The sequence below is a fragment of the Chryseobacterium sp. NG-CE01 genome (assembly GCF_055695505.1).
The window spans coordinates 3874882-3897645 of sequence record NZ_CM146369.1 but is presented as its reverse complement, the minus strand read 5'-3'; the positions used below and the strand labels follow the sequence as shown (position 1 = coordinate 3897645).

The window sequence follows — 22764 nt, the reverse complement described above, 5'->3', positions numbered from 1 at the left end:
AAAAATTCCCCTCCTCTGGAGGAGTGGCGAAATTCAAAATGAATTTTGACGGGTGGTTTAAATAGAATAGAAATAAAATAATAAGAGATAAAAGTTTAAAATGAAGAAAAAATTAATACTGGAGTCCGGTGAAGTGTTTCATGGAGAAGGTTTCGGAGCAGAATTGGAAACTGCAGGTGAAGTAGTTTTCAATACCGGAATGACAGGGTATCAGGAACTGATCTCTGACCCGTCTTATTGCGGTCAGATTGTGTGTATGACCTATCCGCTTATCGGAAACTATGGAATTAATAGAGATGACTACGAAAGTATTGAACCCGCTATCAAAGGTCTTATTGTAAAAGAACTTTGTGATTTGCCTTCAAACTTTCGTACACAGATTACTTTAGATGAATTATTTAAAAAGAAAAACCTTTCAGGAATCTCAGGAATCGACACAAGAAGACTGACGAGAATCCTTCGTAACCACGGAGTTGTGAAAGGAAAAATCGTAAACGTTGATGCTGATGAAAGCACGGTGGTTTCAGAATTAAAATCAACAAGCTTTCCAACAAACCAGGTGGAGCAGGTTTCTACAAAAACACCGTACGCAAATCCGGGAAGAGGTTTGAAAGTAGTGTTGGTAGATTTTGGTTCCAAGCTGGGAATTATCAGGGAATTATCTCAACGCAACTGCGATATTACAGTAGTTTCCCAGGATGTAACGGCAGAAGAAATTTTGCTGATGAATCCTGACGGTGTAATGCTGTCCAACGGCCCCGGTGATCCTGAAGATAATCAGCAGGCATTGGAAATGATCCGCGGGATTTTAGGAAAAGTTCCGATTTTCGGAATATGTTTAGGACACCAGTTAATCGGTTTAGCTTGTGGAGCAAAAACCTTCAAGTTAAAATTCGGACACCGAGGAGGAAACCATCCGGTTTTGGATTTAGAAAAAAACAAAGTCGCGATTACTTCTCAAAATCACGGTTACGCCGTAGATCAGGAAAGTTTGAAAAACACAGATTTAATAGAAACACACATCGCTCTGAACGACAGAACAAACGAAGGTCTGAAACACAAAATTCATCCTTGTTTCTCCGTTCAGTATCACCCGGAAGCAAGCCCGGGTCCGGAAGATGCGAACTATTTGTTTGATGAATTCATCCAGTTGATGGAAGATTTTAAGAATAAATAAGCAATGTCAACATTTCGCCAGATATATTATCAGATTGTATTTAGTACAAAGCACAGAAAATCAGTGTTAAATATTGAGCATGAAGATGAATTGTATAAATACATTGGGGGAATTGTTAAGAACAAAAATTGTAAACTTTATAGAATCAATGGAATGCCAGATCATATTCATTTATTTATAGATCTGCATCCATCAGTTTCTTTAAGCAGTTTGGTGAAAGATATAAAAGTTTCAACCAATTTATGGATTAAGCAGAGTGGATTATTTCCCGATTTTGAAGAATGGCAACGTGGCTACGGCGCATTCACTTATTCTGAAAGAGAGAAAAATATGATCATCAATTATATTAAAAATCAGAAAGATCATCATAAGAATGAATCTTTTGAGGACGAGTATAAAAATTTGCTAAAGTCTAATGGGATTGAATTTGATGAAAAATATCTTTGGTAAATTATATTCAACCTATTTCATAGGTTGTTTGAATGAGATTAAAACTCTCAGCCCATAGGTTTCACCTACGGCTATTAAAATTCAGCCACTTCGTGGCTGCCCAAAACAAGAGAACCATGAAGTGGTTCAATAACAATAGCCACGGATGAAATCCGTGGAATAATAAAAAAAGAAGAAAAATGAAAAGAAACGACATAAAAACAATTTTAGTAATCGGTTCAGGTCCCATCATCATCGGTCAGGCGGCGGAATTCGATTACGCAGGAACGCAGGCTTGCTTATCTTTAAAAGAAGAAGGCTACAAGGTTATTTTGATCAACTCGAACCCTGCAACCATTATGACCGATGTTGAAATCGCAGATAAGGTTTATATTGAACCGATTTCGCTTCAGTTTGTAAGTCATATCATCAGAAAAGAACGTCCAGATGCGCTTTTACCGACGCTTGGCGGGCAAACCGGACTGAATATGGCGGTAGAATTGGAAAAGTCAGGAATTTTGGAAGAATGTAAAGTTGAGGTGTTGGGAACTAAACTTTCAGCCATCAACAGAGCGGAAGACAGAGATCTGTTCCGTGAGCTGATGAGAGAACTGAATGAACCGGTTCCGGAATCTGATATCGTAAACACGGTAGAAGGAGCCTTGAAATTTGCTGATCAGATCGGATACCCTGTAATTGTTCGTCCTGCCTTCACCATGGGTGGAACAGGAGGAGGTATCGCTTCCAACGAGGCAGAGTTGAAAGAAATTGCCGAATTAGGATTAAAACACAGCCCTGTAACACAGTGTCTGATCGAAAGATCAATCGCTGGTTTCAAGGAAATAGAATACGAAGTGATGCGTGATGCCAATGACAATGCGATTGTGGTTTGTAACATGGAAAACATCGATCCGGTGGGTGTTCATACGGGAGATTCCATTGTCGTGGCACCTTCTCAGACGCTTTCAGACAGAGAGTATCAGTTGCTGAGAAACGCTTCGTTAAAAATCATCAGAGCATTAGGAATTGAAGGAGGATGTAACGTGCAGTTGGCATTAGATCCGCATTCATTCAATTATTATATCATCGAAGTAAACCCTAGAGTTTCCCGTTCATCAGCTTTAGCCTCAAAAGCAACCGGTTATCCGATTGCAAAAATCGCGGCAAAAATCGCGGTAGGTTTAACACTTGATGAAATCATGAATCCGGTTACAGGAAAAACATACGCTTGTTTCGAGCCGGCGTTGGATTATGTGGTAACAAAGTTCCCGAGATTCCCTTTCGATAAATTTGAAACGGCAGACAGAAGACTTTCAACACAGATGAAAGCAACAGGTGAGGTAATGGCCATCGGAAGAAATTTTGAAGAATCTTTACAGAAAGCCATCCGTTCCCTTGAAACAGGAATCAGACATATCGGTTTAAAAACAAAACAGGCTGCAGCACTTACCGCAGAAGAAATTGAAAGAAGAATCAGGGTTTGTGACGATGAGAGATTATTCATCATCGGAGATGCTCTGAGAAGAGGGTACGACTGGGAACAGATTGTAGAATGGAGCAAAATCGATAAATTTTTCATCTGGAAAATCAAAAAATTGATTGACTTCGAAAAAACAATCGCAGAAAATAAATTCAACAAAGAAATTTTATTGGAAGCTAAAAAGCTGGGCTTTGCAGATGTAAACATTTCAGTTCTTTGGGACGTGGCGGAACGTGAAGTTTTCAATTTCAGAAAAGAAAACGGAGTGATGCCGGTATACAAAATGGTAGACACATGCGCTGCGGAATTCGAATCTGAAACCCCATATTTCTACGGAACATACGAAGAAGAAAATGAAAGTGTTGTTTCAGACAAAGAAAAGATCATCGTTCTTGGTTCAGGACCCATCAGAATCGGGCAGGGTGTTGAGTTTGATTATGCAACAGTTCACTCGGTTTGGGCAATCAAAGAAATGGGCTACGAAGCGATCATCATCAACAATAATCCTGAAACAGTTTCCACAGACTTCTCCATTTCAGATAAACTATACTTCGAGCCTTTAACGGAAGAAGATGTCATGAACATCATCGAACTGGAAAAACCAAAAGGTGTTGTGGTGCAGTTTGGAGGTCAAACGGCCATCAACTTAGCAGATAAATTAGCATCTCACGGAGTACAGATCTTAGGAACTTCTCTGGAAGACTTAGACAGAGCGGAAAATAGGGATAAGTTTGAAAAAGCTCTTCAGGAAATGCAAATTCCTCAGCCTTTAGGCAAAACTTCCGTTTCAAAAGAAGAAGCAATAAAAATTGCCAACGAGATCGGTTATCCGGTTTTGGTTCGTCCGAGCTACGTTTTGGGAGGAAGAGCAATGGAAATTGTTTACACGGAAACAGAATTGGCGCATTACATGGAAAATGCAGTAGAAGCAAGCCCTGAACATCCTGTCTTGGTCGACAAATATATGGTTGGAAAAGAGGTCGAAATCGATGCGATCTGCGATGGTGAAACAGTTATTATTCCGGGAATTATGGAGCACATCGAAAGAGCGGGAGTTCACTCCGGAGACTCGATTGCAGTGTATCCTCCACAGAATATTTCACAAAGCGAAATCGACACGTTGGTTGACTATACGAAAAGATTAGCAAAAGGACTCAATGTCATCGGATTAATGAACATCCAGTACGTTCTTTTCGAAGGAAATGTTTATGTAATCGAGGTCAATCCAAGATCATCCAGAACGGTTCCTTTCTTATCTAAAATCACAGAAGTTCCGATGGCAAACCTTGCTACAAAAGCAATTTTGGGTCAGAAATTAAAAGATTTAGGCTACGAAAGCGGACTGGTTCCGAACAAAGAAGGTGTTTTCGTAAAAGTTCCGGTGTTCTCTTTCTCAAAATTAACGAAAGTTGATATCTCTTTAGGCCCTGAAATGAAGTCTACAGGAGAGGTTATGGGTAAAGATACCACCCTTGAAAAGGCGCTTTATAAAGGATTGGTGGCAGCAGGAAGAAAAGTTCCGATGCACGGTTCAATCCTATTCACGGTAGCAGATAAGCATAAGCAGGAAGCAGCTGATCTTGCGGCGAGATTCCATGAAGTTGGCTTCAGAATCTGGGCAACAGAAGGAACGGCAAAATTCTTCGAAGAAAAAGGAATTCCATGCAAAATTGGATATAAAATCGGAGAAGAAAGTGTAAACCTGATTGACCTTATCCAGAAAGGAAAAGTTCAGTATGTGGTAAATACCATGACGAAAGGAAAACAGTCGGAAAGAGACGGTTTCCAGATCAGAAGAATGAGCGTGGAAAACGGGGTGCCTTGTTTAACATCCATGGATACGGTAGAAGCCATCTTAAAAGTAATCGAAAGCATGAGCTTCAAAATGGAAACGATGTAATGTAAAATTATTAATGATTATATAATCGACCTCACGGGTTTTAAAAACCTGTGAGGTTTTTTTATGGATATAATGCAATCTTTAACAAAATTTTAGCATCCCGAACAAATACTTTTCTGATCCCGATTTTGTATTTTTAAACAAAATTTTAAAAGTGAAAAAATTATTATTTGCCATTTGTATATCAGCTTCGGTTTTCAGTTTTGCTCAGGATTATTCGGTGCCGGCGGCAAGCCCGCGCCAGAAAGTAGAGCAGCAGTTCTCAATGTCTAAAATTACGATCGATTACGGAAGACCCGGCGTGAAAGGGCGTAAAATTTTCGGAGAATTAGTTCCTTACGGACAGGTTTGGAGAGCGGGAGCCAACTCCTCTACAAAAATTACTTTCGGACAGTCGGTAAACTTCGGAGGCAAAATTGTGCAGGCAGGAACTTACGGCTTATTCATCGTTCCTACAGAAAAAGAATGGAAAGTAATCTTAAACAAAGATTTCCAGCAGTGGGGTGCTTATACCTATGATCCTAAACAGGATGTGGTAGACGTTACTGTTCCGGTAAACAAACTTGCCGATAAGCAGGAGTGGTTTGAAATAACGCTGAATCCTACCGATGAAAATGCAGCTAATCTTGTGTTAAAATGGGACGATCTGCAGGCAGAAGTTCCGGTAAAACCTTCCAAACCGGATGCCGTAAATAAAATTGCCGATAAACTTAGAGAAATTAAGAAAATCGAGGCCGACGCTGCGAAAACAAAAAGTTAATTGCAGTTAGCATCAATAAGATAAGTAATGAAGTTTTCTATTCAACCTATATTAGAAAATGAACAATATCAGTTAATCCCCTTACAGCAAGGGGATTTTGAGTCTTTATATCACATCGCTTCCGACCCGGAAGTCTGGAGTCAGCATCCGAACAAAGACCGGTATCAGAGAGAAGTCTTCAGTACTTTCTTTGAAGGAGCTATGAAAAGCGGCGGAGCTTTTAAAATTATTGAAAAATCCTCCGGGGAAATGTTGGGAAGCACCCGTTTTTACGATTATAACAAAGAAGATAACAGTATTTTCATTGGATATACCTTTTTACGGAACAGCGTCCTGGGGGAAAGGAATTAACCCTCAAATCAAAAAATTAATGCTCAACTATATCTTTCAGTTTGTCGATACGGTATATTTTCATGTGGGAAAAGATAATATCCGTTCCAGAACAGCTATGGAAAGATTGGGCGCAGAAAATAAGGGTGAACAGGAAATTGCTTATTTCGGAGAACCTTCAAGAATTAATATTTTATACCAAATTAAAAAAGAAAAATATGAAAAAATTTAAAATCCAGCAGACGCCATTCGTAGTTCCGACTACCGATGGAAAACTCATAGAAGAACACTGGGGAAATTCCACAGGAAATTCAGACCTTTCAATTGCGCATATGATTGCGCCACCGGGATGGAGCGAGCCGCACCAGACTCCTGATTTTGATGAATTCACGCTGATTGTTTCAGGAAAAAAACAATTCGAGATCGACGGTGAAACAGTAGTTCTGGAAAAAGGTCAGAGCATTATGATCGAAAAAGGCGCCAGAATCCGCTACAGCAATCCTTTTGAACAGGAGTGTGAATATATTTCAATTTGTCTCCCTGCATTTTCTATGGAATCAGTACACCGGGAAGATGAAGGAGTAGATTAAATTGTATAATGTATGAATTTAATAACGTAACAGTGTAACAATCAAAATATAATTTATAATGATCCCAAACTGACCTCGACATATAGTTTTCTTTTGACTGACGGAAGATTATTCGTAAGTTCGCGCAAATTTTACGAGAGATAAAACTAACTATGAAAAACAAACTGTCAGTAGCCCTTTTAGCGGGAATCGCCCTTTCTGTAACTTCATGCGCAAGTATTCTTACAGGAACGAAAGATAAGATCACTTTTAATTCGACTCCGGAAGGTGCCAAAGTATTTCATAAAGGAATTGAAAAATGCACGACTCCTTGTACTGCTGAGATTCCGAGATCCTTAAGCAAACAAATGGTAACCTTTGAAAAAGAAGGATTCAATAATAAGGAAGTAAAACTCACCAAAACCTTTAACCCGGTATCGTTGGTCAATATTCTTTTAGGTGGCGCTATCGGTGTCGGAATTGATGCGGCTACAGGTTCTCTTACCAAATATTCTCCAAAAGAATATAAAGTAGAACTCGAGCAGAAAAATTAATTTTAAAACTTAACAGTGTAACAATTACTTATTTAGTTATTGTTACACTGTTATATTTTACATTTACACTATTTCAATATTTCTTTCAGGAACATCAGCGTATGGTTCCATGCTCTTTTAGCCATTACAGGATTGTAATCCGGAGATTTTGGATCTGTGAAAGTGTGCTTTGAATGAGCATAGGTAATGATTTGCCAATCGGCATTTCCTTCATTCATTTCTTTGATGAGGTTATTGTAATCTTCCGGCGTTACACTTTTGTCATCAGCAGGATTTTCAACCAGTATTTTTGTGGAAATCGGTCCGTTTTTTCTTGTCTGGTCTTTCTCGATACTTCCATGGATCGAAACTACACCTGCCACAGGAAAACTTCCTCTTGCCGATTCTAAAGCCCCCGTTCCGCCGAAGCAATAGCCTATTACGGCAATTTTTTCAGGAACAGCTCCATTTTTCTTTAGTTCTTCCAGCGCCAGCGAAATCCTTTTCTGGTAAGCTTCATAGTTTTTCTTATAATATCCTGCGGTTTTTGCCGCAGCATCATTATCTTCCGGAATATTTCCCTCACCGTAAATATCTGCCACAAAAGCAATATACCCTTGTTTTTCCAAATCTGCAGCGGCATTTTTTGCTTCATCATCAATACCTTTCCATGCCGGTAAGATTAAAACTCCGGGAAGTTTTTTTCCGGCATTTGAGGTGACTAAACCGTTTAGTTTTTGCGAACCGTCCTGATAAGAAATTGGTTTTAAATTCTGACTGAAAAAAGTTCCCGAACCCATCAGGAATGCCGACAATAATAGTGTGCGTATCATATTTTGTAATTTAATTTTATTTATAATTTGGCAATACTGGAAAGTGATTACATTTTTGAAGTTTTTGGCTCTGGCGGATTGTGTTTATAATTTTTAGGAGCTTTTACCGGTTTTCGCTACTCGCTTTTTCTGTATTCGGCGGCGGCAAAGCCGCCGCCGAATACAGAAAAGAGCTCAGACATGCCGCTCAACCCGGGCTAGGAAACCGACATCATACTTCCGTTCCATTCCTATACCATCAAAGACATCTTATCTAAATTACTAAAAATAACTCACATGATAAGAACACCAAGCTCAATCTTAGCCTTAACCTTTTACCCTCAATTCGGCCTATAAAACTGATACTCGCCATTCTCATAAAACGCATGAATATGCTGTAACCCATTTGTTAAAACAATTTCTTTTGCTCCAATAATCGAGTTATATCTCGCAGTTTGTTCAAATGTTTTTTCGGTTAATTTAATTTGCGGCGCTTTGCATTCAATTAAAATAACAGGCTCTGTTTTTTCAGTGATTAAAAGATCAATTCTTTTCGTTAAACCATTTAAGACGATCTTTTTTTCCGTAATTAAAGCAGAAACAGAGTAAGACTTTACCGTAAGATAATAATGGATCCAGTGTTGTCGTACCCATTCTTCAGGAGTGAGCAAAAGGTAAGTTTTACGAACCAGATCATAAATAAAAAACTTATCTTTGTCTTTCTTGAATTTAAAATCAAAAGTTTCCTGAAAATTCAGTTTTGGAAGTTCCATTTATAAGATGAAAGAATTAGATTTAATCCTCAAAAATATTAAAAATAAAGAAGTTTTACCGATTTATTTTTTCCATGGAGAAGAGCCTTACTTTATAGATCTTGCAGTAAAAGCGCTTGAGCATGACTTTCTGGAGGAAGATGAAAAAGCATTCAACCAGACCGTTGTCTACGGAAAAGATACCTCTTACCAGGAAATTCTTTCCCTGGCGAGACAGTTTCCGATGATGGGTGATAAGCAGGTGATTATTGTGAAAGAAGCACAGGATTTAAAATTCAATGAAGAAGAAAACAGAATCCTCGAAGCTTACGTAACCAATCCTGTTCCTTCTACCGTGCTGGTTTTTGCGCATAAACATAAAAAGCTGGACAGCCGTAAAAAAGCAACAAAAGCATTAGAAAAGGCAAAAGCATTAATCCTTAGTGAATCTGTAAAAGAAAACAATCTTCCGAAATGGATCTCCGACGAATGTACCAGATTAAGTATTAAAACCGCTCCCAATATCTCTCATCTCCTTGCGGAATATCTTGGAAACGACCTCTCCAGGATCGCCAATGAACTGAACAAATTAAAGATTATCCTTAAGCCTGGCGATCTTCTGGACGGAAAAATAGTAGAAGATCATATCGGGATCAGCAAAGAATATAACGTCTTTGAACTTCAGAAAGCTTTAGGTACAAAAAATGCCAATGCAGCTTTTAAAATAGCCCATTTCATGGGGAAGAATCCTAAGAATAATCCTTTCGTAATGATGCTGGCAAGCTTGTACAATTACTTTTCCAACGTAATTATTTACAATACAATGGCCGGACAGCCGCCACAGGTGATTGCAGCACAGATGGGTGTAAATCCTTATTTTATAAAAGATTATGCCGAATCAGCAAGATTATATCCCTTAAAACATGCGACGCGGGTCATCTCTATTTTAAGAGAATTCGATATGAAAGGAAAAGGTTTGGGAGCCGTCAATATGAGTGAGGCAGAGCTTATTAAAGAGCTGGTTTACAAAATTATTAACGTAGATAAAATTAAAATGAAATTGTGATTGGTTGATTGTTAGTTGTTGTTCGTTGATTGACCCAATTTTACCATCAACTGACAACCATCAACTGACAACCAACATCTAATAACTATATCGAAATTCAACATATTAGATATTGACAAGTATCATTAAAATAACTTTAAATACATATTAAAAATTACGAACTTAGCGGACGTAAATTTTAAAATCTTTTGAAAAGCAAATTATGGAGCAAAACATTTTAGATTGTGTGATCGTTGGATCCGGACCTTCAGGCTTTACAGCAGCAATTTATGCGGCAAGAGCAGATTTGAAACCTGAGCTGTATACAGGGCTGGAGCCGGGCGGACAATTAACCACAACTACGGAGGTTGATAACTTTCCGGGATATCCGGCGGGAATTACAGGTCCTGAAATGATGATGGATTTGCAAAAGCAGGCAGAAAGATTCGACACAAAAGTGCATTATGAAATGATCACAAAAGTTGAATTTTCTAAAGAAGTTGGCGGAATTCACAAACTATATGCAGGCAATAAAGAGATTTTTGCCCGGACAGTAATTATTTCAACCGGAGCAACAGCAAAATATCTGGGTCTTGAAGATGAAAAAAAGTACGCAGGAGGAGGTGTTTCTGCATGTGCAACCTGCGATGGATTTTTCTATAAAGGAAAAGATGTAGTAGTGGTGGGTGCTGGAGATACAGCAGCGGAAGAAGCTACTTATCTTGCCAAGCTGTGCCGAAAAGTGACCATGCTGGTAAGAAAAGATGTTTTCAGAGCATCCAAAGCCATGATTCACAGAGTACACAATACGCCTAATATAGAAGTAAAATTCCATCATGAGCTGATCGCCATTGAAGGTGAAAATAATCTTGTGGAAAGAGCAGTGGTAATTAATAACCAGACTCAGGAAACTTCCAAAATTGATGTTGACGGGATTTTCATCGCAATCGGTCACAAACCGAATACAGATATTTTCGTAGGACAGGTTGATCTTGATGAAAATGGATATATCGCAACCGAAAAAGGATCAGCAAGAACCAATCTTCCGGGAGTTTTTGCAGCAGGTGATGTTCAGGATCACATCTACAGACAGGCTATTACAGCAGCAGGAAGCGGATGTATGGCTGCCATGGATGCCGAAAAATATTTGGCAGAATTACATTAATATATTTTATTTAAATAAACCTAAACGCACTTCTTCAAGTGCGTTTTTTATTCATAGCATTGAAAAGCTTATGATATAAAATAAGTGTTGCGCGAGGATATGTTAAAAATAATTTATCTGATTTCTAGTAGATTATTACGTTCTGTTAAAATTTATAAAGAAAATATTTTGGCAGTACACAAAAACATTCTATATTTGCACCACTGAAAACGACGATACAATCGGAGTTTAGGGAGAGTTGGCAGAGTGGTCGATTGCGGCAGTCTTGAAAACTGTTGACTGTAACAGGTCCGGGGGTTCGAATCCCTCACTCTCCGCCAGGTTAGAAACCAAAATAAGCTAAAACGCTGTAAACATCAATGTTTACAGCGTTTTTTGTTTTAGCGCAGTATCAAAAATAATCAAAATAGGTCACGATTTAAATGTCCTATTTCGTGTCCCATTCAAAAAATCACAAAAATGGGTCACTAAAAATCAAGGAAAGCCCGACCAATAGGCAGACCAACGATTGTACATCTTGCAAAAAGTGGTAACAAAAAGTAAATTATTAAACCATTAAAGTTATCACACAATGAACAAAACATTCAACCTGCTATTCTTTATCAAAAAGAATAAAATCAGAACAAACGGGACCGCTCCCATCTACTTACGAATCACGATAGACGGCAAGGCAGCAGATATTGCTGCTAAAAGGTATATCGATCCGAAGAAATGGGATGTTAAAGCACACAAGGCATTAGGTAATTCGCAAGAAGCTAAAACGCTGAATCTCTATCTTAAAACTTTGGAACAGAAAGTTTACGATTTCCACTACCTGATGCTGAAAGAAGAAAACTTTGTAACGGCAGAGAGTTTAAAATCTAAACTGCTTGGAACTGATATTGAGCAAAGAATGCTTATTCCGATATTCCAGGAGCATAATGACAAAGTGGAAGCCTTGGTCGGTCAGGATTTTGCTCCCGGAACATTGGAACGTTACAAAACTTCTTTAAAGCATACGCAAGAATTCATTAACTGGAAATACAAAGTTTCCGATATTGATATCACACAAATCGATCACGGTTTTATTAGTGATTATGATTTTTGGCTGCGCAGTGTGAGAAAATGCGGAAATAATACCGCTGTGAAGTATCTAAAGAATTTCAAAAAGATCATCCGTTTGTGTATGGCGCACGGTTGGCTAACCAAAGATCCTTTTCTAGGCTACAAAGCAAAGATTAAAGCTGTGGAACGTCCTTATCTTACCAAAGAAGAAATCCGGATGATTTATGAAAAGGACTTTACTTCTGATCGGTTAACACAAGTGCGGGATATCTTTCTTTTCAGCTGCTATACCGGCTTGGCTTATGTGGATGTCAAGCAACTGTCAAAATCTAACATCAATATCGGTGTTGATGGCGACCAATGGATCTTCACCCATCGTCAAAAGACCGACACCTCAACCAGGGTTCCGCTACTGCCTTTGGCTCAGGAGCTGATTTTAAAATATGAAAATCATCCGCAGTGTGTGAATTCAGATGTTTTATTCCCTGTTCTCAGCAATCAGAAAATGAATTCGTATTTGAAGGAAATTGCGAGTGTTTGCAGTATCAACAAAGATTTGACGTTCCATATTGCAAGGCATACGTTTGCGACTACTGTTACTCTATCCAATGGTGTTCCCATTGAAAGTGTGAGTAAAATGCTGGGTCATACGAATATTAAAACTACTCAGCACTATGCGAAGATTCTGGATAAGAAAGTGAGTGATGATATGGCGATATTAAGAAATAGTCTTAAAACCAATTGATAAATAAGAATAGTTGATTTGTAACTGTCAGATTAAGTGTTGACCAATTCAAATACATTTTAGTTCGGGGATATGCACATCCCCGAATTAAATGTAATTAATAACAACATCAATTTGATGTTCTTTAGGTAAGCAAAATTATGTAAAAAATGAATTGTCTAACTTTTGTTCTAAGTCGAGGTTCGGTAAAGTCATATTCATTACTGCTTTATAAGGTTGGTAACTTTGGTCAATCCGTTAGTTTTAATTTTCAATAAGTAATTCCCTTTGGATACATCTGAAATGTTGTATTCGTCAGCACCCTTTAATGTCTTGATAATTCTCCCTGACATGTCAATCATCTCTACCTGTGTAATTGTAAGTTTTTCAGGATTATTAATCTTAAATACGTCATGTACGGGATTAGGGTATACCTGCATTCTGTTATCATACTGCATTACCTCTTTCGTTCCTAAGCTGCCTGTAGTGTAGGTAACAATGAATGGCATATCCATAGGATAGTCCGGTGCTGAAGTAGGATTCCCATCATCGATCAATGAAAGCCATGAGTTGTCAACAGCATTGTACTGTTTTGCGTTCCAACCCGGCAGACCGCGGGTACCTGAGATGGTGACAGGCGGAAAAAATCCTGCACTGGCAACGGTTACATTCTGCAATTGATATTTAATCCAGTACGTACCCGCAGTAAGAGTCACAGGGGTGTTTCCTGTTACTTTCCATATCCTGCGCGTAGTTCCCGGCGCTGAAGCAACTGGCACAGCACTGTTAAAAATCCGGTATGCATTTATTTGCGCTCCGGACGCGTATCTGTTTGTCGTATCGTCGCCAAAGACGCTTACTGCCCCCGCTACGGAAGGATTTGAGCTAAATATATTCACTCGCATTGTATTAAAAGGTGATGTAGTGCCATTATACCCTGTCTGGTAAGCAAACACATCTATGGAGGTAATATTCCATGTCTGACCGGCGGGGATCGTAAAGTCATCTGCAAGGAAAAAAATTGTCGTTGAAGAGCTATATGTTCCCGCGTATCCTGCAGTGCTATTGGACTCCGTCGTATTACCCGTATTATTTTGTACTTCAGACCAGGTATATCCTGCAGGAGCAGCAACACCGCTGTTAGAAGTGGCACCGGTGCTCAAGCCGCCGTTATTATAGGTCTGTGCGAATGTAAAGTTGGCCAATGCCATGGTAGCGATAAGTAAAGTTTTTTTCATGGTGGATATTTTTGTATATATCCAAATGTATAAAAAAAAACACTACCAACATTATGACTTTGGTGATTATTTTACATAAATGTAACGGTATCCTTAAAAAAAAATAGTTTTAGATGTAAATATTACAACATTAGACGACCGGTGTATCTTTCAGCAATACTAAACAGACCGTTAGTGCAAAGATAAAATAGTATCAAAATACCTCTAGTAAATTGTACATGTAGACGAGTTACTTTAGGTTTACAACCGATTCCCCTTTGTAATTTGAGTTTCATAATTATTAGTGTTATCCTCAGCAGTGGCTGGCGATTTTTACTCTATGGTAAAACATCTGTACTGTTAGTTACCAGAACGGTTTCCGAGCATTCATAACAACGTTAAGATCTGATAAACAATACGGAAAGTCTGATCGCTTCGACAGAGGTATACTTTGGTTTCTAAGCCACATCCGAAATCTTTCGGAAAAATACCTTCTATTTTATTTTTATTTAGAAAAAATATAAATAATTTTGGCAAAAATTGTTAACGTTGAAGAAAAGAATTTTACTTCTTGCTTTTCAGTTTGTTCTGCTATCTCTCAATGGACAGACATTGATCGGGATTGTTGTTGACGCTGATGATAAGAAACCCCTTCTGGGTGTAAAAGTGGGTATTGAGAATACGGGCATCTGGACAGTTACCGATAATACAGGAATGTTTCAGATTAATTACAATGCGAATGAGACGCTTATTTTTTCAAGAGCGGGTCTGCTGGAAGAGAAGAAATCATACATTACTGTTCCTGCTGACCGGATTACTGTCGAAATGCAGATTGCATCGATCCGGATTAAGGAAGTAATGCTTTCTGCAAAGAAAAAAAATTATTCCGAAATTGAAATTAAAGAAGAAGCGTTAAAAAACATCCAGGCATTTTCATTGAATGAGGTGCTGGAACAAATTCCGGGGCAAAAACAACATAATCTGAACCTTAATGAGTTTAAGCCAATAGTTTTTCGGTCGGTAACGCCGGGTAATTTCTCAGGGAATGGCAATGAAGGATTTGGAAATAAATCATTCGGAACCGCAATCGTTGTGGACGGCATTCCTATCTCCAACAATGAAAACATGCAGGGCTACACCGGAAATTACGCGCCGATATCCAAAAGTATGAGTAATGAAGGCAGTGTATTCATGCCCAATACCATCGGTTTCGGAGCACAGGGGGGCTATTTTTCAAATGTCAATTTTGGCGTAGACCTTCGCGAAATACCTGTTGAAAATATTGAAAGCGTGGAAGTAATACAGGGAATTCCTTCTGCTAAATACGGAGATCTTACTTCGGGATTAGTGACAATTCAGCAGAAAAGCGGTCAAACACCGTATAGAGCTTATATTGCTTTAAGAGAGGGAACTCAGGAATATAACATCAATAAAGGAGTTCAGGTCAGCAGGCTCGGATTTTTAAATGTAAATCTCAATTATTTAAATTCTAATTCTGATCCCCGGACGAAATTTAACAGGTTCCAAAGGGTTTCCACCAGCCTGATGTGGACCGTCTATAACAGGAATAAAAATATAAGTAATTCAATATCGGTGGACTATGGCAGTAATTTCGATAATGCCAATTTCGAAGAAGAAGACATCAGACAGACCGTTACCCGAAATAAAAAGAGGGATTTCAGGATCTCCAACCGGTTCAACTGGAGAATTAAGAACGGGTTCTTCGATAATATGGCGGTTAATGCCAATTATACACAGGCGTACCAGAATTCCTATGACTCAAAAATTGTGAGCAGCGGAGGGGACGTCGTCGGAACCAGCATAACCGAAGGGGTATACACTGGTGCATATACGCCGGTAAATTACAGGCAGGTTCAGGAGGTTGAAGGGAAACCGGTTTCGATGTTTTTATCCGCTGAGCTAAAGAAAAATATAAAGACAAAATCCCACTGGGTACACAATGTTATCATCGGCGCTTCAATGCGAAGCAGTGATAATAAAGGGGCCGGAAGGTTAGGAAGCCCCGAGACTTTAATTGCTGTCTTTGCCGGAGGCGGGCAGGCTTTCAGACCGTATAATTTTGCACAAAATGTGAAAGCGGAATATCAATTTTCACTCTACGCAGAAAATAATCTGTTTAAGAAGATCGGGAGTGCTGTTTTTAATCTGAATGCAGGTCTTCGCTATGATAACCAGTATGGCGCTTCTGTTTTACAGCCACGAATCAACAGCTACCTGATTTATAAAGACTTTAAAATAAGGGGTGGATTTGGTATTGCCTCGAAAGCACCTTCTATTAATATGATATACACCGGTGCCCGTTATTATGATGAGATCCTGGCCGATGTCCGTCTCCCGGGATATTATAATATAGGAGTGGTTCAGACGTTCGTGGATTTCGCGGATAATCTGGACTTAAAGCCTTCAAAAAGTATGAGGTCCGAAGTAGGCATTGATTATAAATTTCCTTCTGGTACTGTAGGCGTTACCGCTTATTACAACAAGCTGTACGATGGTTTTACGAATGAAAATTTTGCATCAAAACGACAACAGGCAGAACTTCAGTTCAATTATAACGGCACCAATGTCCCAACCTATGAGATCATCGGGTACACCAATGTGTACCATCTCCAGAATAAGATCGTAAATAATCTCAGGTCCAAAGACAAAGGACTAGAATTGATGATGAGTCTATATAAGCTTCCGGTAAAAAATATCACTTTGGACTTGAACGGTGCGTATGTGGACACCCGGAATAATTCCAATACAGATAAATATTTTATGCCGAAAAACTATAAGGATGGTGCAGTGTTTGGCATCTATAAACCTTTTGAATCAAAATACAGGCAATTCAATGTGGGAGCAGCGTTGAATTATCATTTACCGAAGGCAGGTTTGGTGATCGCGTTACGCACGCAGCATTTTTTTATTGATGACAAAGTAATTTTCAATCCTAAAACACTATACGCTTACATCAATAAGGATTTGGAGAAAGTGGGGCTGACGCAAGCCCAGGTTGATGATCCCGGTCAGTTTTCAAGCATCAAAGAAACAGGGGTCGATGATGAAAGCGAAAAATTGGGAAAAGTCTTTCACAATTTCAATCTCAAAATTTCCAAGGATTTCCAGAACGGATTTAAGTTTTCCTTCTATGCCAATAACTTTTTGGATTTAAAGCAGGTTCAGGGAAAAACGATCAACGGAAAATACACCGAAACCCTGAAGACCGATTTGTTAAAGCTTTCTTTCGGAGCGAAAATCGAATACCAGTTCTAAATTACCTTATAAATAAATATTATGAAACAATTACTGAGTTTTTTAACAATGATGATGCTATTGCTTTCATGCCGGGATCACGACTTCGGGAACGGAAGCAACAACCTTCAGCCTATCAGCTTTAGAGTGGAAGTGAAATACGATTCAAGCTATAATACATTGCATTCCAAAAATGCAACGGTAGTCATGGTTAATAACAATTCCGGGGATACCTATACGGTAAACACCGATGCGAACGGGTTTGCCAACTTTTCAGGCGTAATTCCCGGATCCTATAAAATCACCGTCTCAAAGAAAATGCTCGCGGATGAATTCAGTTCTACATTTGGGTATCCATCTTCTGCCTCCGAAATTACATTCAACGGAGTTCAGGAAAATGCTATTGTGAACGCCAATGTCCAGACTACATTTATAGAGTTAAAAGGGGCAAGAGTAGGGGATTTGTTAATTAAGCAAATTTATTACGCAGGATCCCATGCTACCCAGGGCGCCAGTTTCAGGGATCAGTTTATAGAGATCTACAATAATTCCAATACAACGATCTATGCGGACGGTTTATACATTGCACAGCTTTACGGGAAAGCGAATACCAATACGGCAAACAACAGCTATTCACAGGCCAACGGGCAGTTTGACTGGAGTAAATCGGTAGGAATGACCATCGGCAATTCAGCAAATACCGACTACGTGTATGCGGATTATATTTTCAAAATACCGGGTAACGGGACTCAGCACCCGATCTTTCCCGGACAAAGCATCGTGATCGCCCAAAATGGGGTGAATCATAAAGCGCCCCTTGTTGATAATACCGGCGCTCCGGTAAATATCCAGAATCCTTCCCTTACGGTGGACTTAAGTGCTGCTGATTTTGAAGTGTACCTGGGAGATTTCAACCTGTCAATTGGTGAACCGGTATATAAGTATGACATCCAGAACCCTGCTGTTAAGGACGTGCAAATCGCTTATTGGGGAAGAACCGGCAGCTGGAGTCCGAACAACGATTTTATCATCGATAATTTGGGTAGGGACAGTTTTGTGATCTTCAAAACAGCCGATTTTTCTTCTTATCCTGAATACGCCGACCCGTCGGTTGGTACCATTACAACTACCACAAGATACTACAAGCAGATCCCCAATGCGGTGATTATTGACGGGGTAGATCTTCAGCATTATAATCCCAATACGCAGAGACCGAAAATGCTGAATGCTTCCGTTGATGCTTCTTCGGTTGCCTGTGATGCGTCATTCAGTTCTGAGGCGGTTATCAGAAAAACCAAATCCGAAGTGACAATGGCTAACGGAACCAAGAGAAAAATCCTTGAAGATTCCAATAATTCAGCCAATGATTTCGTAAAACAGCAAGCAAATCCAACAGGATTTCAACATTAGCAGGCCATGATACTTAAAAGTTTACATATCGTTTTTTTTCTGTCCTTCAGCTGTGTTTCCGCACAGTTGAACGACAGTATTTTTATTCCCGTCAATCAGGTATATGCCCAGCAGTTGAACGCAATCTGGGAAAACCCGATTCAATTTTCGAATCAGAAATTTTCCGATTTTACGGAAACCAGACTCCATGCCTCTGTGAAAAACCTGCCCATGAAAAGAGGCCAGACTGCTCAGGAAACCACTGAGTTGGGTTTTACTACACAGGGAATCTTTAATATCTCTGATAAACTAAGAGTTTTGGGGAGTTTTAATTATGGCTTCATCACCGAGAAAGAACTCGGATATAATTTAACGAATGAACGAACAGAAGAGCAGTTTGTTTTGAGTCCTAATTATCTGTTTGTACCGAAAACAGCTGACTGGGAAACGCAAAACTACCGGATCGTAGGCGGTTTATCATACCGTATCTGGCAAGGCTTGGAAATCGGGGCGACGGCAGATTACCGCAACCAGAGTGCTTACAGGAAATCAGATCCAAGACCGGATATTGCGACTGCGGATTATGCTGGGAAAGTCTTTGGCGGGTACCGGTATAAAAACCATCATTTCTCGGTTTTCGGAGGCTTGGGCCGGAAATCCGAGACTTATGATTTGATTGCCGTCAATGAGGCCATTAACGCTCCCGCCAACCCTGAATATTATGTGCGTTTTTCAAACGGTTACGGCAGACTGGTTTATTTTCCTTCGTACTCTGACTTCAGTTACAGGACAGTTGACCGGAACTTTGGAGGCGGGTACTCATTTGAAAACCGGAAAAATTTCTTCAATATCAATTTTACATACAGTAAAAAAATGCAGGATCTGTTTGAAAAAGACCAGAGTAACAATACGTACTTTATCGAAAGCCTCGAGAAGATGAAATACCGCCTGGTCAATTATAAAACCGGTGCCAACTACTGGTACCGGGGAAGTGAAAGTGATTTCATGTCAAATATCGATTTCCAAAGCATAACAGGAGATAACTACAATAATTCCGAATTCGGGCAGAACTACAGAATGACGCTGGACCGGGTATCGACGGTTAATAGTTTTCTGTTAAAAGAGGGCAAAAAGATAAAATTTGGCGTATCGTTAGCAGGTGCTTACAGTGACTTTTCAGCGATTGACCTGCTGGGTACTACGTATAAATATCTGAAAAGCGTTGACGTTGAAGTAAAATTAAATAAGGATATTTTTTACCGGGATGCTCAGAAAATAAATGTTGAGATCGGTGCAAGGTCTTATTTTCCGCTCCATGAAAGTTTGGAATATGAACCGGCTTCATCCAATACTTTACTTTATGACGGGGTCATTGCCAATGATCATCAATTTGACGCAACATCAAAATTAGGGCCGCAATTCGGTGTAAGGTTTTATCAAAAAATCACTGGCCGAACTGACCTTAAAATATTTACGAATTTTGCAACATTATTTCCGTTGGGTAAGGAACTGGAACGCAACACCGGTTATAACGGAAACCCCAATCTCTATTTCAACGCAGGCATTGCACTATTTTATTAAAATATGATGAAGTATTTTTTTTCCATTTCAGCGGTTTTGTTTTTAGTATTTTCATTTTCGGATTTTAATACAGTTCAGAAAGGGTATACCGCTCAGGAGCTACGGGATCTGTACGGTAGCGGAGATCAGAGCCTGTGGCCAAAACCTCACCTTTTTGAGGAGGCTAAAAAGGATTTTAACGATATAGGTCCGCTGGCCAAGCCTACGTTTCCTAAAGACAATCCCTATTCTGAAGCGAAGGAAGCGCTTGGGAAAAAGCTCTTTTTTGACCCAAGGCTCTCAAAGTCCGGTCAGATTTCCTGTGCCAACTGCCATGATCCCGAGCTCTCGTGGGCAGACGGAAGGCGGGTTGCCTACGGCCATGACAGACAATTGGGTACAAGGAATGCGCCGACGATACTGAATATTGCCTATGCCAAAGAATATTTTTGGGACGGCAGATCGGCAAACCTTGAAGCGCAGGCAAAAGCACCTATTGAGAATCCTGTGGAAATGAATTTCCATTCGCGGCTTGCGGTTAGAACGATAGCCAGAATCAAAGGATACAGAAAACACTTTTATAACGCTTACGGTGACGATAAAGTTACGGAAGATAAAATTGTGCAGGCCATCGCCACTTTCGAAAGGACGATTGTCAGCCCTCCGTCACGGTTTGACAAGTTCGTCGGTGGCCAGAAAGATGCGCTTACCGATTCTGAAATTAACGGGCTTCACTTGTTCAGAACCAAAGCCAATTGCATCAACTGTCATAACACGCCCTATTTTTCAGATCAGAAATTTCATAATGTGGGGCTCACCTACTTCGGTAGGGAATATGAAGATTTAGGATTATACAATATTTCGAAAAAAGCCGAAGACGTAGGGAAATTCAAGACGCCTACGTTGAGGGAAATATCACAGACTGCACCCTATATGCACAACGGCCTGTTTCCGAACATCCGTGGTGTCCTGAACATGTATAATGCGGGAATGCCGAATGAAAAACGAAACCGTAACAGCCCCTTGGCCCCATATAAATCGAAGATGCTGGAAAAGCTTAATCTTACTGATCAGGAACTGACGAATCTGGAAAATTTCTTACGCAGTCTGCATAGTTATCAATACAAAATGCGCGCGCCTGAATTACCGGAATAACGGAGACCGGTACTTTAGGATGATTTCCAGGCCTCTTAGCGCGAATCCATCTATCAATACTTTGATAAAAAGCAGTTCTCCAAACCAGAAAATAATCATGCGTACGATTCGATGCATGTTCCAACAAGAATGTTCACCAGATCATGCTTATGAACGTAATGCAGGTAAGAAGGTGTATACCCGGATTGCAACTATTGTACAAAAAGTTCCGACTGTTGTCGGGATTTTCAAGCACTCATCTTTCGCCGGCTTATATACTGCTTTGTAAGCATCAGCAATACTCCCACGACGATCAGATCATGAAGGTGCATAATATCTACGGAGGCATTGGTTTGTCAACTACAGGCGGGACGTTGAACCTGGGAAGGAGAAACAATATCATTTTTTCTTTGCCTTTTTCAAACCGCGGGCACAAATACCATCTGATTTGATCACTATGATTTCGTAGGCAGATACATATTTTTTCACCATAATTTCAACAATATCATGCATGATGTCTTTACTGTTGATCAATCCCGTATACTGATAAAGGCCTTTCGGCAGGCAATAGTCAATTTCAGTGGTGGCATCATGAATAACTTTATGAATTGCATTGTTGCGGAGGAGGGCGTGGAGTTTATTGTATGTCTGGGGGCTTGTATTTTTTAGCTCAATCCAGATTATAAAATTATGCATCACTTATATGTTTTTAGGTATACTAATATATAAAAAAAATAATCTCAAGTGATGCAAAAATGTCGGTAAGTTTGCCTGTGTTCCTATCGTAAGCGCTTCACGGTTTCAGTCTGCTGTCATGGGTGGCAATCATTGGCCCAAGAGATCTGCAGCCGCCGGGTCCGGATTCAGGATGTTTGCAAAATTATTTCCTGACTGAAAAGTAAATTTTATCATATTAATATTTTGTGATTTGGTGTTTCAAGGGCTTCCTACGGGAGGCCTTTGTTTTTGCCATTGTTTTACTATCTAAAAACGTTTGCATTGGATTTTTATCGTCACAATGTTTTCCAATATGTGTCCTTTTGTCGCTATAATAGGACAGCCAGCTGTTTACGTCTAATTGCAGTTTCTCTCTGCTTCTGTAAATTTTCTTTCTGGAAGCTGTGGCGTAAAACTCTGCCTATATAGTTCTAAGAAAACGTCCGCAGACGCCGAAGCCAACAATAATTATTTGCGAACTATTCGGCATAATCCTTAGTGTTTTATTCTGGTAGATCTTTTAGGACATCCTCAAAAGTTTGTTGTTTCACGGATTTGTATTTTTTTAAAATTTTAAATTTTCTCTTCTTTTAATTGTTGACTATATACAAATGCCGAGACATAAGTGATATAAGTAAACAGATTTTATTATATTTTTCATTATACTGATTAATTACATTATGTTTGAGAATAAAATTATATCCTATCGAAACGATCTGCCATATGACAGCAGCAGTAAGTGGACTTGTTTAAATTAATTTCGCATAAGAAT

The 22764-nt window shown here is 39.4% G+C and carries 17 protein-coding genes, 1 tRNA gene and 1 pseudogene; 15 read left to right on the top strand and 4 right to left on the bottom strand.

Annotated elements, in window-relative coordinates:
• The first annotated feature begins 100 nt into the window (after positions 1-100).
• From ACYT6F_RS17815 to ACYT6F_RS17785, 7 genes and pseudogenes are all read left to right on the top strand, one after another.
• Complete coding sequence (locus ACYT6F_RS17815) at positions 101-1177, top strand: carbamoyl phosphate synthase small subunit (RefSeq protein ID WP_472598964.1); 1077 nt, start codon at positions 101-103, stop codon at positions 1175-1177.
• A gap of 3 nt (positions 1178-1180) precedes the next feature.
• On the top strand, positions 1181-1627 hold the full coding sequence (gene tnpA, locus ACYT6F_RS17810; RefSeq protein WP_472598963.1) for an IS200/IS605 family transposase: 447 nt from the start codon (positions 1181-1183) through the stop codon (positions 1625-1627).
• 179 nt (positions 1628-1806) lie between these two features.
• Complete coding sequence (gene carB / locus ACYT6F_RS17805) at positions 1807-4986, top strand: carbamoyl-phosphate synthase large subunit (protein ID WP_472598962.1); 3180 nt, start codon at positions 1807-1809, stop codon at positions 4984-4986.
• A gap of 154 nt (positions 4987-5140) precedes the next feature.
• The gene (locus ACYT6F_RS17800) at positions 5141-5746 is read left to right on the top strand and encodes a DUF2911 domain-containing protein (RefSeq protein ID WP_472598961.1); all 606 of its coding nucleotides are present in this window, start codon (positions 5141-5143) and stop codon (positions 5744-5746) included.
• Between the two features lie 27 nt (positions 5747-5773).
• A pseudogene (locus tag ACYT6F_RS17795) lies at positions 5774-6308 on the top strand (GNAT family N-acetyltransferase).
• Positions 6295-6666, top strand: a complete 372-nt coding sequence (locus ACYT6F_RS17790) for a cupin domain-containing protein (protein WP_472598960.1) — start codon at positions 6295-6297, stop codon at positions 6664-6666. The pseudogene ACYT6F_RS17795 and the gene ACYT6F_RS17790 overlap by 14 nt, the downstream one beginning before the upstream one ends.
• Before the next feature lie 152 nt (positions 6667-6818).
• On the top strand, positions 6819-7199 hold the full coding sequence (locus ACYT6F_RS17785) for a PEGA domain-containing protein (RefSeq protein ID WP_472598959.1): 381 nt from the start codon (positions 6819-6821) through the stop codon (positions 7197-7199).
• A 68-nt stretch (positions 7200-7267) separates the two neighbouring features.
• Here ACYT6F_RS17785 and ACYT6F_RS17780 read toward each other — a convergent pair whose 3' ends face one another.
• Positions 7268-8011: a dienelactone hydrolase family protein gene (locus ACYT6F_RS17780; RefSeq protein ID WP_472598958.1), complete on the bottom strand. Its 744-nt coding sequence runs from the start codon at positions 8009-8011 to the stop codon at positions 7268-7270.
• Between the two features lie 320 nt (positions 8012-8331).
• Entirely contained in the window at positions 8332-8763 is a 432-nt protein-coding gene (locus tag ACYT6F_RS17775; protein WP_472598957.1) for a type I restriction enzyme HsdR N-terminal domain-containing protein, read from the bottom strand.
• A gap of 7 nt (positions 8764-8770) precedes the next feature.
• Here ACYT6F_RS17775 and holA point away from each other — a divergent pair, with 7 nt between their 5' ends.
• The 4 genes from holA (at position 8771) to ACYT6F_RS17755 (ending at position 12741) form a co-directional block, all read left to right on the top strand.
• Positions 8771-9808 carry a DNA polymerase III subunit delta gene (gene holA / locus ACYT6F_RS17770; RefSeq protein ID WP_472598956.1) on the top strand — a complete coding sequence of 346 codons (1038 nt, stop codon included), beginning with the start codon at positions 8771-8773 and terminating at the stop codon, positions 9806-9808.
• 202 nt (positions 9809-10010) lie between these two features.
• On the top strand, positions 10011-10952 hold the full coding sequence (trxB, locus tag ACYT6F_RS17765) for a thioredoxin-disulfide reductase (RefSeq protein WP_472598955.1): 942 nt from the start codon (positions 10011-10013) through the stop codon (positions 10950-10952).
• A gap of 232 nt (positions 10953-11184) precedes the next feature.
• Positions 11185-11272, top strand: a tRNA-Ser gene (locus ACYT6F_RS17760).
• Between the two features lie 251 nt (positions 11273-11523).
• Positions 11524-12741 (top strand): site-specific integrase, encoded by a 1218-nt coding sequence (locus ACYT6F_RS17755; protein WP_472598954.1) that lies wholly within the window; start codon positions 11524-11526, stop codon positions 12739-12741.
• 200 nt (positions 12742-12941) lie between these two features.
• On the opposite strand, the gene ACYT6F_RS17750 is transcribed toward ACYT6F_RS17755, so the two are convergent.
• On the bottom strand, positions 12942-13958 hold the full coding sequence (locus tag ACYT6F_RS17750; protein ID WP_472598953.1) for a T9SS type A sorting domain-containing protein: 1017 nt from the start codon (positions 13956-13958) through the stop codon (positions 12942-12944).
• A gap of 528 nt (positions 13959-14486) precedes the next feature.
• Here ACYT6F_RS17750 and ACYT6F_RS17745 point away from each other — a divergent pair.
• From ACYT6F_RS17745 to ACYT6F_RS17730, 4 genes are read left to right on the top strand one after another with little or no spacing between them, the layout of a single operon-like run.
• The gene (locus tag ACYT6F_RS17745) at positions 14487-17213 is read left to right on the top strand and encodes a TonB-dependent receptor (RefSeq protein ID WP_472598952.1); all 2727 of its coding nucleotides are present in this window, start codon (positions 14487-14489) and stop codon (positions 17211-17213) included.
• A gap of 21 nt (positions 17214-17234) precedes the next feature.
• On the top strand, positions 17235-18602 hold the full coding sequence (locus ACYT6F_RS17740; protein WP_472598951.1) for a DUF4876 domain-containing protein: 1368 nt from the start codon (positions 17235-17237) through the stop codon (positions 18600-18602).
• Between the two features lie 6 nt (positions 18603-18608).
• Entirely contained in the window at positions 18609-20162 is a 1554-nt protein-coding gene (locus tag ACYT6F_RS17735) for a DUF6850 family outer membrane beta-barrel protein (RefSeq protein WP_472598950.1), read from the top strand.
• A 3-nt stretch (positions 20163-20165) separates the two neighbouring features.
• Complete coding sequence (locus tag ACYT6F_RS17730; protein WP_472598949.1) at positions 20166-21296, top strand: cytochrome-c peroxidase; 1131 nt, start codon at positions 20166-20168, stop codon at positions 21294-21296.
• A gap of 378 nt (positions 21297-21674) precedes the next feature.
• Here ACYT6F_RS17730 and ACYT6F_RS17725 read toward each other — a convergent pair whose 3' ends face one another.
• Positions 21675-21971 carry a hypothetical protein gene (locus ACYT6F_RS17725; RefSeq protein WP_472598948.1) on the bottom strand — a complete coding sequence of 99 codons (297 nt, stop codon included), beginning with the start codon at positions 21969-21971 and terminating at the stop codon, positions 21675-21677.
• Positions 21972-22764 lie beyond the last annotated feature (793 nt).